The following is an 11,439-nucleotide window of genomic DNA, read 5'->3' on the forward strand; positions in this document are numbered from 1 at the left end:
TCGGTGCTGTGCAGCGGCAGGCACCAGATCTCGCCCACCGGGTCACTCTTGCGGAACGTCTCGTACATCGACGCCAGCATCGAACCCTGGCCACCGATACGCTTGGCCATGGCCGCGCTCGATACCAGCACCAGGCTGCCGATTTCCGGGCTGGTGACGTTGTCGTTGACCTGGGCCACGATCAGCCGGCGCAGGGCCGACGACGCACTATTGGCCGCCGAATTGTCCATCTCGGCGTAGAACAGCGGCACACGAATGTCCGCCGGAATATGACTGAATCCGATCGCCATTACTTGGCTCCCTGTGTTTTTGCCGCCTTGACGGCTTTGGTTGTGATGTCGCCATCGGCCAGACGTCGACGCCACCAGGCGTTGTCCGGGACTTCGCGGCCTTCGGCGGGCAACAGATCGCCCGCCTCCGGGTCAGGTACGGCACGGCCGGAAACCGGCAGTACGGTGATGCGTTTGCTCATGGTTTTACCTCGGCAGAAAACGTCATTTCCAGGCGCCCGTCGGGGCCTGGGCGTTGCAGGTTGGGGTCGGCTGGGTCAATGGCATCGACCCGCACCGTCACCCCGTTGAAGGACGGCAAAGCGTCCAGTTCAAGCTCGAGCCAGGTTTCCGCCGGCTGCGTGCTGAGGTTGCGTCCCAACTGGCTCTCGAGAAAAAACCGCAGCCGGTACAACCCGCGAACCTTGCTGAGCAACAGCCATTCGCCAGCGTCGTACTGGATGGGCTCGTAGAACCCCTCGGGCCTGTAGCCCACCAGCGCCCGCCAGACCTCGGCGCGCAAGGCATGCAGCTGGTCCATCGCCTGGGCTTGCTGGCCCTCCGGCAAATCCAGCACCAGCACCACGCCAAAATGTTCGCGCAGGGGTTGGCGACTGCTGTTTTGCGCAGCGTTAGGGCTGGCCTTGTCACTGATCGGCGTCACGACCGCCTGGGGTGAGTCGAGCACTGGCAGGTTTTGCAGCGCGTCGAGGTCGAGGCCGGCGCCGATGTGTTGGTTGAACGATGGGCAGTGATCCCGAAGATGACTGACCAGGGAGGTGATCTTCATGGCATCTCACCGGGCAATAAAAAACCCGCAACGGCGGGTGGGTGAATGGGGATTATTGGAGGTGTCATTCAGGTGCGGACAACCCGCTCGCCTTGACTGTGCAGCGGTAGCTCTCTTTGCGCTTGCCGCTGGCCGTCACCGTATCGATCGACCAGCGCCCTTGCATGAAGCCGGGCCAGGTCTCATCCAGCAGTAACAGCCCTTCAGCCCCCAGCGCCGGATCGCCCGGGCAGACCACATTGATGACCAGACCTTCACGGCCAACCCTGCGCATCTCGCCTTCAGCCGCAGCCCGGGCTTCTTCTTCGCTTTGATAACGCTGCGACAGAATTTTGAACGGCGCGAAACCGACCTCTACTTCACGTTTTTTACCGGCAGATGCATCCCACCAGGACGCCTGACCACCATTGAATTTAGCGCGGCTTGTCTCGGTAAAGCTGGCACTGATGAACGCATGGTCGCCGGGGCGATTATCGCGGGTTACCGACAGCGGCACGTCTGGCAACACCTTGCCCGACAATGTGGTGATCTGGCCTTTGCGGCCCAGTACGTACAGCTCGTCAACCGGCTTGGCCACTGCATCAAAACGCCGGGCAAGCCGGGTCAGGAAGCTCATGTCGCTTTCATTGGTCTGGTCGATATGGCTGATCATCTGACCGTCCAGGTCCGGCGCCACGCGCGGTGAAAATCCATAGCGTGTCGTCAGTTGGCGAAACAGTGCGCCCAATGTGATCGGTCCATGGCTGGCGGTGCGACGCTGTTTGAATTCGTGCTCGTCAAACGGCGCCGCGGTGGCGACCAGTACCAGGCGCATGGGAAACAGGTATGGCGTGCGCTGAGTAATCTTGAACAGGCCTTTATCTACCAGGCCCGACTCGAGATACCCGACACGCAAACCGATCCTGCCGCCCAGATCGGGCAAGCCCTCAAGCCCTTCAATGTCGAGGGTCAGCTTGAGCTGGTCAGACACGAAACCCGCAGTGTCGGTATGTTCCCACTCCAGCAGTCGCTCGTTGAGCAACACGGCATTGGCCCCGTAAATCTCCACTACCGGTGTGAATCCTAGTGCCATGAATCCTCCTTAATCCCACGCCGAAACCGGACTTTTCGCCACAGGGCGCACGCTCAGTTCCGGCACGATCACGCCAATGCCGGCAGGCAATACCGCGCCATGCTCCGCAAGCTCGGGATTCAGGCTCCACAGTGCTTCCTCCGCCGCATCATCGCTGCGGCCCAGTTCACGGTAGAGCAGCAAGTTCACCGAGTCACCGGCAATACTTCGAACTTTACGCATTGACGAACTCCTCCAATGTCAGCGTCCAATTGATCAGCATCGCCGTGCCGTCGTCGATCACGTTAGCCTGCTTCTCGTCCACCGACTTGATCGTCCACAACCCCCAGTTACGACCTATGCCATCTACCAGCGGCAACGGCGTACGCATGGCTTGCAACGCACGAAGTTCATCCAGCCGCGCCATCCCTGTCGCCCGCGCCGCCTTGCCACCGAAGGTCAATGTCTCCAGGGCCTGGCCGGTCTGGCTGGATTTGGGTTTGCCGGCAATAATCTCCAGACTCACCCAACCACCACTGCTCACACGACCAAGCGTGTCGTAGGCAAACCCGCGCGACAGCCCGAAAATAAAACTACCCAACACCATTTGTTGTCGCATCACACCATTCCATCGGTCAGTGCTGCGTCGCGTCGCGTCGACAGCAGGTTGTCCATCGATAACGGCCTGAACTGCGCCTCGATCTGCTGCACCACGATTGCCGCCAGCTGTTGATAGTTGGCCTGCTCGGGCGCGGTGATGGTGATCTGCGGGGCGAAGTTGATTTGCCGATTATCGGCTTGAGCATTGGAGAGGTTTTTGCTGACATCTGTGGGTGGAGGGAGGCGGTCGGCAGGGCTCGAAAACTTTTCACCTAACCACGCGCTGATGTTGCTGCCGATGTCGCTGCCGATGACAGTGCCCAAGGCACCACCGACATACCTACCGACTGCACCGCCCACAACCAACCCCACCCCATTGCCGATAACGGGTACAACGGTACCCAGCAACCCCCCGGCGGCTGCACCCACGACCTGGCCAATAGCCGCGCCGGCGAACTGGCCTGCAATCCCACCTGCCGCAGAACCGGCGGCGGAGCCCATCAGCTGTTTATCTCCCGTCACAGCACCCTTGACGAAATCGAAGCCGGCGTCTGCCATGACCATCGCAGGACCTGCCCATTTGGCGAGCTTGGCGGTTTTGCCGGACAAGCCCCACGTCGGGCCGGCAGAAGGCTTGGCATTTTTGGACGTGCCCTTGCCTTTTTGGCGGTTCTTGTTTGTGGAGTTGCCTTTCTTCCTGGAGCCGCTGCCGGGACTTGTATCGCCTTCGCGCAAAATCTTCCCGGCCACCTTGTCGAAAACCTTGTCCTTCACGGCATCGAACACGCCGCTTAAAAGCGGCCCCATTACCGCGGCAGCCACCGTGACAGTGGCAGTCGTCTTGGGCAAAGCTTCAGCCAACCAACCCACGCCGTTGACCAACGCGGTCATCGCCGTCAGCGTGGTATTCACGATCGGTGCCATCGCCGTATCGCTGGCAGTGTCCAGCCGTGTGGTGCTTGCGTCGAAGGCCTGCCGGCGCGCTTGTGTGGAGTCGGCACGAAGCTCCGCCGAACGCACGACTGAACCCTGCGCGCCCACGGCCGAGGTGGCATACGTCGACTTGTCCGCCACCAGCGAGAAGGCCTGCTTCACACTGTCGACTGCCGGCATCAGGCTCAGGATCGACTGGTTGCCGTCGAACAGCTGTGTGGCCAACGCCGCCTGTCGTTGCGCAGGCTGCGCCTTGAGCGCTTCAAGTACCGTCACCAACGTTTGCGGTGCGTCTTGCTTCATCTCGCCCGCGAGTACTTTGGGGTCAAGCTTGAGTTCTGCCCAAGCACTGCGCTGGGCCTCTGAGGCGTTTTCACCTTTTGCCAGGGCGGCGCTGATTTTTTCCACCCCAACACCCGTGGCACCTTTGCTGTTGCCAGCGTTGAGTAACGCTGCCGAGAGTGCCGCTATCTGTTCAGGGCGCATGCCAGCCGCCATCGCGGCGGCACCCTGGCCTTGTACAACGCTACCGATATCTGCAGCCTCAGCGTTCAGCGAGACGCTGGTGCCCAACACGTTTGTCGCGTCTGCCAGATCCAGAGCTTGCCCACGGTCGAGCTTCATCGACGCGCGCCACCCGCCGATGATTTCGCCAGCATTTTTAACGTCGATCTTGAAAGCCGTGGCCATGATCGCGGAGTCACGGGCGAACTGTGTCAGGTCAACCTGGCGCGCCGCGCGATCGATGTTCCCCGAAGCGTCGACGCGCTCACTGCCGATACCGGACTTTGCCGCCACATACTCGACCTTGGCCAGATCGACCGCACTTGCACCACTCGCCGCCACCACCGGCTCTGTCGCCATGGCAAGGTTAGTTTCGCGCAGATGTTTGCGCTCACGCCCTGCAAACCCCAGCAACTGATCCAGGTCGGTCATCGCCGCGTCCAACATCTGCGACCGCGTCCCCGAATCAGGAACTTCGGAGGCCTTGGCACCGCTCGCCGCGTTGCCAGATTCGATTTGTCGGGCGTCCATCAGGTTCAGCAGCGAGGCGTTGAACAACTCCAGCGTGTCAATAAGTCGAGCCTGCCCTGCAACCAGTTGGCTGATCTGCTGGCCGGCCGAGTCGCCCGGGACCGTATCCAGAAAGGAGGGTGTCACAAGCGTTGGCGCAATAGCGTTGATACTGGCGTAGGACTCTGCTCGATCAAGTGAGCCAAAAGGCGCCCCGCCATCCTTGGCGATGGCCGACCTCAGTCCATATTCACTGTTTGCCATCCGCTCTACTCCTGTTTGACGCCAAGGCGAGTGATCGCGATGTCGTAGCGGCGCAATGCTTTTCCAGCGTCCCAATCGAGGATCTCCGCTTCATTTACCGAGTAAATGAGCGGAACGATATCGAGGATTACTTCGATATCGCGCTCCGAAAGAAGTCCGCCGGCTTGTTTAAAAAATCGTCGATGCGCTCCTGCAGTTCCGTCCAGTCAGGCACGGTCAGGCCGGCGAGATCGGGAATCATCAAGCCAGTGCAGTGGGCGGTGATGAACTCGGCGCGCTCTTTGTTGGTGGCGAGTTTTTTCATCACTTTGGTGGCACGCAATGCAGGCATTTCCAGGGTGACGGCGGTGAGGCTGCGACCGGCCGTATCGAGTGGCAGCAGCAGCGAGACGTGCTCGCTGGTTTGCGACTCCCGTGGCTGATCGTTAGCGTTGAGGAAAAACGAGGCCGGGCGGGTCGACATCTCGTGCACGTACTGCGCGATGCTGACGTAGTCCGGACGCTTGAGCTGGTCGAGCTCATGTTCAGAAAGGCCGGTGGCGAGTTTTGCGAGTTCGAAAAATTGGTCGTCTTCGTCGTCGCCAGCGCGAGCCAGGGCTTCTTTCTGTGGCGCGTAGAACAGCGGCTTGAGTTGGATCTTCTCGATCGTCTCACCGGTATCGGCGGTGATCGGGGACAGCAGGATGTGCAGCGGAGGCATCCAGGCCATGGGACAATTCCTTGGTGAAGTATGGGAGCGAGCACACTCGCTCCCAGGGGCTTACGGCATCAGTACCGCGCGGCGGGCGTCGCCCAGGATGTCGATGCCATTGAGCACGAACTTCTGCGTTCGCACATCGATGTCGATCACCGGGATGCCGTTTTCGAGGCGGTTGTAGGTGCGGCAGGTCAGGATCAGCGTGGTGGTGACCTTATCGCCCATCTTCAGCTTGGATTCGGTCAGGGTTTTCAGCTTGCCGCCCACCGTGTGGTAGATGAAGTAGGTCTTGCCGTCCTGATCCTGGCCGGCTTCACGTACGTTCAGCAGGATGTCATCGCCTAGCTTCACACCCAACGCCAGCATGATTTCGGGCCCCACGCCCTGCAGCGCCAGGGTCGCGTTCAACACCTTGCCGCTCTTGGCCATTTCTTCGGCAATGAAGCGGCCACCGGTCATGGGTTCCATATCAAAATCAATCACCGGCGGGGTGAACTCTTCCACGGTTGCGGACAACGGCAGGCCTTGAAGGGTGGCCGCCATGGCCTGTCTGATTCGGTTGGTAAACATTAGAGAACGTCCTCCAGGAACTGCTCGATGATTTCATCGCGGGCGTTGAGTTGATAAATCATGTGTTCGTTCGGCGCGTAGCGGCCGTAGTCGATGACGATGAACCAGGTGCCGTTCTTGTACTTCTCGACACTGTTCAATTCCGGGTGCAGGTACACGCTGCCGCCGGGAATGGTCTCGTCGGCCACCAGGGTTTGCAGCCAGTCGTTGATGCGCTTGACCTCCTGGTCCATGAACGACTTGGTGAGGTTCTTGGCCATGGCTTTCTGGCCGGCCTTGACCAGCTTGCGGCTGATCGCATCTTCCAGGCCCACGTAGCTGATGAACTTGCCGGTGATGGAGCGGTTACCCAGCAGCGAGAAGCCGCCGAGGATGGTGCGGGCGTAGTAGCTCACGCCGTAGCGGTTGAGCAGGTCGCCTTCGGTGGAGGTGTCGAGGATGTTGTACTCAACCACGCGGGACACGTCTTCGGCGAAGGTCACCTGATTGCCCGGGCTTTCCCATTGCTTGACCTTGGCCAGCGCGGCGATGGCCAGGGACGACGGCGCCAGGAACACGTTTTTCTTCGCGGCCTTGGAGTACACCGACGGCATGTTGTGCACCAGCAGGCAACGGTCGAAACCGAGATCGGCACCGCCCAGTTCGCCGCTGTAGGTCACCTGGTCGGCGACGGTTGCGTCCTTGCCGTCCAGCACCACACGGGCCTTGATGCGCTTGCCGAAGGAGGCGAATTCGCCAGCCACGGCCTTGGTGCCGGTGAAGCCCGGGGCGCCGATGATGGTCAGGTCTTCGGGGACGCTGGCCAAGGCGGCGAGGCCCAGTTTGCGGCCGGTGACCGGCTCTTCACCGCCGATTACGTTATTGATGGTGTCGGCCGGGGTGGTGCCCTCGTCGACGATCACAACGTAGACCGGCACCTTGACCACTTTGAGGATCTGGTAAACGGCGTGGAACAGCGTGCCGGTTTCAGCGCCGGTGGGGTCCAGCAGCGCCTGGGTGGTGAAGCTGTTGATGCGGAACGGGGCGTTTTTCGGAATCGACGCATGGGCGTTAGGGGCAGTGCCCACCAGGCCGATGACGTTATCGCCCAGGCCACCCATGGCCTCGGGGGATTCAGTGGCGTTCACGGTGATGCCGTTGTGTTCGAAGTTCAAAACCTCAGCCATGATCAGTCAGCCTTCTTCGGGGTGGAGTTGAGGACGCTGGTCAGTTCCAGGCGGCCAGCGGTGCGCAGGGCGGATGCTTCGACGTCCAGCAGTTCCAGTTCCTCGCCGGCGGTAGACCAGTGGCCGTTGCCGGTGGGGAATGGAATGAGGACGGTGTAGGTTTGGCGGTTAAACATGAGTGGAATTCTCCGGGTGGAAAACGCCAAAGCCCCTGCGAGAGGGGCTTTGGGCGGGCGAAAAAAAACCGCTTTCGCGGTAGGGTTCAGTCGCGGTCAGGCAAGGGATAAAGCGCCTTAATTTCGGCTACTTTGTCGCGCCAAGCCTTTTCCTTTTCAGGAGTTTCGTCGTATTGCCACTCGAGAAACAGCGGGTCAGCTTGAGTTTCATAAAGCGTGCGACGCGCAGCGATGGTGCTTTCCAACTTTTCAGCTCGTATCGTTTCTTCGCAGAGTTCGTCGGCGCGGGCTTCGCTGAACCCCAGTGAGATAAGTGTAGGGCGATCAGCCGGAACATTGATGAGCGTTTCGCCAGAGTCGAGCAGTAGTGTTTTAATAGACCCAACCATATTCATACTCCTTTAACTGCATAGCGCTGATCGTTATCCAACGTATACGCCATCCTACTTTCAGGGTAAGTAGCTCCCAGCTCTGACGCTGTGATTGCGAAAGGCTTGACCTTCCACGAAATTTCATACTCAGCTGTAACGGCTTGGCTCAATTCGACCTCGGCGTCTGAACGACTAAATTTAACAGGGGCTTCAAAGCTTTTGGTAATGATGTAACTCAACCCGCCCCGCAAGTAGCATCCCGACTCTTGTGGAGAACCAACCAAAGTGCCCACAGCCTGATTCAACCAAATAGGCTTCAGCCCAGTGACAGGACGAACATAAGAAAGCATCCCAAACTGCGCGCACCGAACAGTTTCTCGGTATGTTTGGGATATACGCTTGATTGTCAAAAAGTTCGCATCACCATTCCACGGAATCCCACACCCTTCCATTTGCAGGTTTAGGCCCGCAACGTGCGGTTCAAAATTATTATTGAACGGATTAAGCTCGGCATTCGTGGCGTAGTTTCTAGAAATCACGATCTCAGACATGCCTTGCTCGTTACCCGGCATGCGCCACCATACGGGATAAAAGATGTTGGTGGACAGCCCAGTCAGATCAATAGTCTGGGAGTAAGAGGCACGCCCGTTAATATCCTTGGCCTGTACACTGCCGCGCCACGCGTTGAACTGACCCAAGGCAACATCCATTCGAGAATCTATTTTGCCAACCTGATTCGTCACCGTATCCGTCAGTTTGTTACATGCGTCCACAACTTTTGTGATCGTCGTTTCAATCCCCATAATCAACTCCCTAGTAAAAATTATCTTTTCAGCACTTTTGCAAGCGCTATTGCTTAGCTTCTAATTGCATAACCCGAAACATCAAATCAACATGCCTCGACATATTGCCAACCGAAGCCGCCGCCATGATTGCGATTTCTTCAGCCATCAATACATTCAAATTCTCGCTCCCCACCACAATCGTCACGCTATCCGCCGGCAACGGCGAAATATCCAACGTGAACTTCTGCAGTACCCGAGCCGCCGCCGCTTTATACGTGAGCAGCTTCCCCTCCACGGAATACACCGCCAACAACGTGCCACTGGCGAGGTAAAAACCAAACTCGCCGATCTCATACTCGGCCTCGCCATCAAACAGCGCGGCCATCCGGAGTTGCCGGTCGCCCAGATCCTCGTAGTCCACAATGGCGACCCGTTGGCGCTCGTCACGCAGGGCCACTTCGGTGCCGTCGGGGTTGTAGCGGCCAGTACCGGCGCCAATGTGGGTGATCTCGCCTTTCAAGCCCTGGTTCTTTGCCTGCAGCACTTCATCCAATCCCTTGGAGGTGAAGCGCACCAGGCGTGTAATTTCATCTGTCATGGCTGCGCCCTGAGGTCGTAGTCGTTAATGGTGTAGTGCCGGGCAACCCCGGCACTGTTTAGCCGGGCCGCCAGCCCGAGTTCAGGCAGTACGCCGCACAACTGCAACTCGCCATCGCTGAGCGGTGTGTGCGCCACGCTTCTGCAAGCAAGTACCCCGTGCAGCTTCACTTCGGGCAACGCCCCGGGCTGGCCCTCATCACCGATGCTCAACCCTGGATCAGCGGCTGCAGCAACACGTAAACCCTGGGAGGTCTCGTGCACGATGGTGATGGTGGCCAGGTCCCGCTCGCTCTTGGCCGCGTTGATGCGGCGGATCAAACGGTTGTGATCGCCACTGGACCAACTGCGACCGATGATTGCCTGCACATCAAAGGTGTAAGGCAGACCGGTTGGCCGCTGTTGATACCAGGCACTGATATTGGGGGTGAATCCCAGGGATTCGACGGCGTAGCTCAGCGCCTTGGGCGTACCGGCCTGACGCTGGATTTGCCAGGACAAGGCCACGGTGAGGCGCTTCTCCGACTCGCTGGCAGCGGCGTCCCATTCACTGACGCCGCGATCAGCGGCAAGGTAGGGAAGGAATTCAGCCGGCGTCTGCAGCGGATTCATCAAGGCGGGAAAGGGTGGCGTCACCCGATCGAGCAATTGCCCGAAACCCAGGTCCAGCGCCTTCTCCAACGGCGAACTGTTGGCGGGCAGCAAACTGCCTTTGGGCTCACTCATAGCGTGCGCACCTCCACCTCGACACCCGTGCAATACGGAGCCTGGAACGCGGTGGTGACGATCGGCTCCAGCGGTTCAAGGATTTGCAGTTGTGCAGCTCCCGCCGAGTGGATGGCGTAGTCGATCCAGCTCGGGTCCACCCGCCCTTCCAGGCGATGACAGGACTCTGCATAGTCTTGCAGCAGTTTCTGGGCGGCGACTTGAGTGAGCCCGGAATCCGGGCCGGCGTTGATCTTCGCCACCACGCGGATTTTGTAGCGCAGGATCTGCGCCCCCTGCACCGTGACGAGATCCGTTTCCGGTCGCACGTCAGGCCGGGCGAAATGCCGACGTACACCGTCAAGCAGATCAGCAGAAGGTGTGCCATCCCCGTCTCGGGACAGGACCGTGACCATCACTTCGCCGGGCGCGGTTCGACGGCCGTTGCCATCCTTGACCCGTGCCGCGTAGCCGTCCGGGTCGAAGGTATAAGTGACCGTCACCACACCCGGGGTAGCACTTTGCACTTTCACCGATGGACGCTCACCGAGGGTGAAAACCTCCCGCCGATACTGCATCCGCGAGCCCGCCGCCGGAGCGTGAGGCGCGAGGTAATAACGCAACCGGGCGTCATCGTCGCTCTCCAATGTTGGCGGTACCGGCGGGAAAGCCGCCGGGTCACCAGGGTCGAGCACCTGGCGCTCCAGGCCCATGTCCGCCAGGCGCGCATCGAGGTTGCTGCCGGTAGCCCACCACGCCAGCATCTGCTTGATGCGGGCGTTGTATTTGCGCTCGTGGGTTTGCAGGCGAACGCAAAAAGCTTCCAGCGCCAACGTCAGCAACTCGCTCTCGTTCTCCAGGCTGACCTTCAGCTTGGCGGCATTTTCTGGTGCACGAGTGGCGACGTAATCGACGACAAACGCCTTGAACTCCGCCAGCAACGGTTCGAACTCATCGACGGCAATGATCGCTGGCTCAGCCAACTGGTTCTGGCCGGGTATCAGCATGCTCATGTCACCACCTCGAAGGATTGCTTGCGGTTTTTCCAGGTGCCGGCGAAGCGCAGCAACAGGCCGGCGCCCTGGCGGTTGGCGACGATGACTTGCGGCTCGAAGTCGGCGATGCCGTTCTGCGGGTTGTAGAACGCCTGGGCGGCATGGCTCTGGGCGAGAATCAGCAGGTCATCGCCGAGGTTTTGCCCGAGCAGCTGCGGGATCATCGAGCCGTACAGCGGGCGCTTCTGGCGAGTGCCCAAGGGCGTGGTCAGCGCTCGGGTAGCGCGCTGCACAAATTGCAGCCAGTCATCGACCGCCGCCCCGGTGTTTCTATCGATTCCGATCATGGGATGTCCTTGTCAGGGGCTGATGACTCGACCCTGGTGGTCCACCACCGGGCCGCTGAAGTGCGCGCCGCCGGCGTCCAGCAACAGGCTGGTGCCGCCGACTTGCAGC

General features: G+C 59.8%; 16 protein-coding genes and 2 pseudogenes. All 18 read right to left on the minus strand.

All coding sequences use genetic code 11. The features are described from left to right. A pseudogene (locus HX846_RS17030) lies at positions 1-290 on the minus strand (phage tail protein); the annotation flags it as partial. After that, the gene (locus HX846_RS17035) at positions 290-472 is read right to left on the minus strand and encodes a DUF2635 domain-containing protein (RefSeq protein WP_087695298.1); all 183 of its coding nucleotides are present in this window, start codon (positions 470-472) and stop codon (positions 290-292) included. The pseudogene HX846_RS17030 and the gene HX846_RS17035, both read right to left, overlap by 1 nt. Then, positions 469-1,059: a hypothetical protein gene (locus HX846_RS17040; protein WP_087695297.1), complete on the minus strand. Its 591-nt coding sequence runs from the start codon at positions 1,057-1,059 to the stop codon at positions 469-471. Before HX846_RS17040 ends, HX846_RS17035 begins: the two co-directional genes overlap by 4 nt. 64 nt (positions 1,060-1,123) lie before the next feature. Next, positions 1,124-2,131, minus strand: coding sequence for a phage tail protein (locus HX846_RS17045; protein ID WP_087695296.1), 1,008 nt, complete (start codon positions 2,129-2,131; stop codon positions 1,124-1,126). 9 nt (positions 2,132-2,140) lie between these two features. Beyond that, positions 2,141-2,353, minus strand: a complete 213-nt coding sequence (locus tag HX846_RS17050) for a tail protein X (RefSeq protein ID WP_087695295.1) — start codon at positions 2,351-2,353, stop codon at positions 2,141-2,143. Then, positions 2,346-2,729 carry a phage tail protein gene (locus HX846_RS17055; protein ID WP_087695294.1) on the minus strand — a complete coding sequence of 128 codons (384 nt, stop codon included), beginning with the start codon at positions 2,727-2,729 and terminating at the stop codon, positions 2,346-2,348. Before HX846_RS17055 ends, HX846_RS17050 begins: the two co-directional genes overlap by 8 nt. After that, a complete protein-coding gene (locus tag HX846_RS17060; protein ID WP_178965761.1) occupies positions 2,729-4,921 on the minus strand; it encodes a phage tail tape measure protein in 2,193 nt (730 codons plus the stop codon). The genes HX846_RS17055 and HX846_RS17060 overlap by 1 nt, the downstream gene beginning before the upstream one ends. A 127-nt stretch (positions 4,922-5,048) precedes the next feature. Further along, complete coding sequence (locus HX846_RS17065) at positions 5,049-5,630, minus strand: phage tail assembly protein (RefSeq protein WP_087695292.1); 582 nt, start codon at positions 5,628-5,630, stop codon at positions 5,049-5,051. 51 nt (positions 5,631-5,681) lie between these two features. After that, the gene (locus tag HX846_RS17070) at positions 5,682-6,188 is read right to left on the minus strand and encodes a phage major tail tube protein (protein WP_178965762.1); all 507 of its coding nucleotides are present in this window, start codon (positions 6,186-6,188) and stop codon (positions 5,682-5,684) included. Beyond that, positions 6,188-7,354, minus strand: a complete 1,167-nt coding sequence (locus tag HX846_RS17075; RefSeq protein WP_003208663.1) for a tail protein — start codon at positions 7,352-7,354, stop codon at positions 6,188-6,190. The genes HX846_RS17070 and HX846_RS17075 overlap by 1 nt, the downstream gene beginning before the upstream one ends. A gap of 2 nt (positions 7,355-7,356) precedes the next feature. Further along, on the minus strand, positions 7,357-7,530 hold the full coding sequence (locus HX846_RS17080; protein ID WP_003208665.1) for a hypothetical protein: 174 nt from the start codon (positions 7,528-7,530) through the stop codon (positions 7,357-7,359). Positions 7,531-7,616: 86 nt separating this feature from the next. After that, on the minus strand, positions 7,617-7,919 hold the full coding sequence (locus tag HX846_RS17085; RefSeq protein ID WP_256344671.1) for a hypothetical protein: 303 nt from the start codon (positions 7,917-7,919) through the stop codon (positions 7,617-7,619). Positions 7,920-7,921: 2 nt separating this feature from the next. Then, the gene (locus HX846_RS17090; protein WP_087695289.1) at positions 7,922-8,704 is read right to left on the minus strand and encodes a phage tail protein; all 783 of its coding nucleotides are present in this window, start codon (positions 8,702-8,704) and stop codon (positions 7,922-7,924) included. Between the two features lie 46 nt (positions 8,705-8,750). Next, the gene (locus HX846_RS17095; RefSeq protein ID WP_087695288.1) at positions 8,751-9,284 is read right to left on the minus strand and encodes a phage tail protein; all 534 of its coding nucleotides are present in this window, start codon (positions 9,282-9,284) and stop codon (positions 8,751-8,753) included. Further along, entirely contained in the window at positions 9,281-10,009 is a 729-nt protein-coding gene (locus HX846_RS17100; protein WP_087695287.1) for a phage tail protein I, read from the minus strand. Before HX846_RS17100 ends, HX846_RS17095 begins: the two co-directional genes overlap by 4 nt. Beyond that, the gene (locus HX846_RS17105; RefSeq protein WP_087695286.1) at positions 10,006-11,001 is read right to left on the minus strand and encodes a baseplate J/gp47 family protein; all 996 of its coding nucleotides are present in this window, start codon (positions 10,999-11,001) and stop codon (positions 10,006-10,008) included. The genes HX846_RS17100 and HX846_RS17105 overlap by 4 nt, the downstream gene beginning before the upstream one ends. After that, positions 10,998-11,330, minus strand: coding sequence for a phage baseplate protein (locus HX846_RS17110; RefSeq protein WP_003208675.1), 333 nt, complete (start codon positions 11,328-11,330; stop codon positions 10,998-11,000). Before HX846_RS17110 ends, HX846_RS17105 begins: the two co-directional genes overlap by 4 nt. Before the next feature lie 12 nt (positions 11,331-11,342). Continuing rightward, positions 11,343-11,439: pseudogene (locus tag HX846_RS17115) on the minus strand (phage baseplate assembly protein V); the annotation flags it as partial.

It is taken from the genome of Pseudomonas sp. K5002, from assembly GCF_013386655.1.
Classification (GTDB): domain Bacteria; phylum Pseudomonadota; class Gammaproteobacteria; order Pseudomonadales; family Pseudomonadaceae; genus Aquipseudomonas.

Coding starts and splice junctions, on each gene's coding strand:
- HX846_RS17035 (WP_087695298.1), bottom strand. CDS start 472: ATGAGCAAACGCATCACCGTACTGCCGGTTTCCGGCCGTGCCGTACCT.
- HX846_RS17040 (WP_087695297.1), bottom strand. CDS start 1,059: ATGAAGATCACCTCCCTGGTCAGTCATCTTCGGGATCACTGCCCATCG.
- HX846_RS17045 (WP_087695296.1), bottom strand. CDS start 2,131: ATGGCACTAGGATTCACACCGGTAGTGGAGATTTACGGGGCCAATGCC.
- HX846_RS17050 (WP_087695295.1), bottom strand. CDS start 2,353: ATGCGTAAAGTTCGAAGTATTGCCGGTGACTCGGTGAACTTGCTGCTC.
- HX846_RS17055 (WP_087695294.1), bottom strand. CDS start 2,729: ATGCGACAACAAATGGTGTTGGGTAGTTTTATTTTCGGGCTGTCGCGC.
- HX846_RS17060 (WP_178965761.1), bottom strand. CDS start 4,921: ATGGCAAACAGTGAATATGGACTGAGGTCGGCCATCGCCAAGGATGGC.
- HX846_RS17065 (WP_087695292.1), bottom strand. CDS start 5,630: ATGGCCTGGATGCCTCCGCTGCACATCCTGCTGTCCCCGATCACCGCC.
- HX846_RS17070 (WP_178965762.1), bottom strand. CDS start 6,188: ATGTTTACCAACCGAATCAGACAGGCCATGGCGGCCACCCTTCAAGGC.
- HX846_RS17075 (WP_003208663.1), bottom strand. CDS start 7,354: ATGGCTGAGGTTTTGAACTTCGAACACAACGGCATCACCGTGAACGCC.
- HX846_RS17080 (WP_003208665.1), bottom strand. CDS start 7,530: ATGTTTAACCGCCAAACCTACACCGTCCTCATTCCATTCCCCACCGGC.
- HX846_RS17085 (WP_256344671.1), bottom strand. CDS start 7,919: ATGGTTGGGTCTATTAAAACACTACTGCTCGACTCTGGCGAAACGCTC.
- HX846_RS17090 (WP_087695289.1), bottom strand. CDS start 8,704: ATGGGGATTGAAACGACGATCACAAAAGTTGTGGACGCATGTAACAAA.
- HX846_RS17095 (WP_087695288.1), bottom strand. CDS start 9,284: ATGACAGATGAAATTACACGCCTGGTGCGCTTCACCTCCAAGGGATTG.
- HX846_RS17100 (WP_087695287.1), bottom strand. CDS start 10,009: ATGAGTGAGCCCAAAGGCAGTTTGCTGCCCGCCAACAGTTCGCCGTTG.
- HX846_RS17105 (WP_087695286.1), bottom strand. CDS start 11,001: ATGAGCATGCTGATACCCGGCCAGAACCAGTTGGCTGAGCCAGCGATC.
- HX846_RS17110 (WP_003208675.1), bottom strand. CDS start 11,330: ATGATCGGAATCGATAGAAACACCGGGGCGGCGGTCGATGACTGGCTG.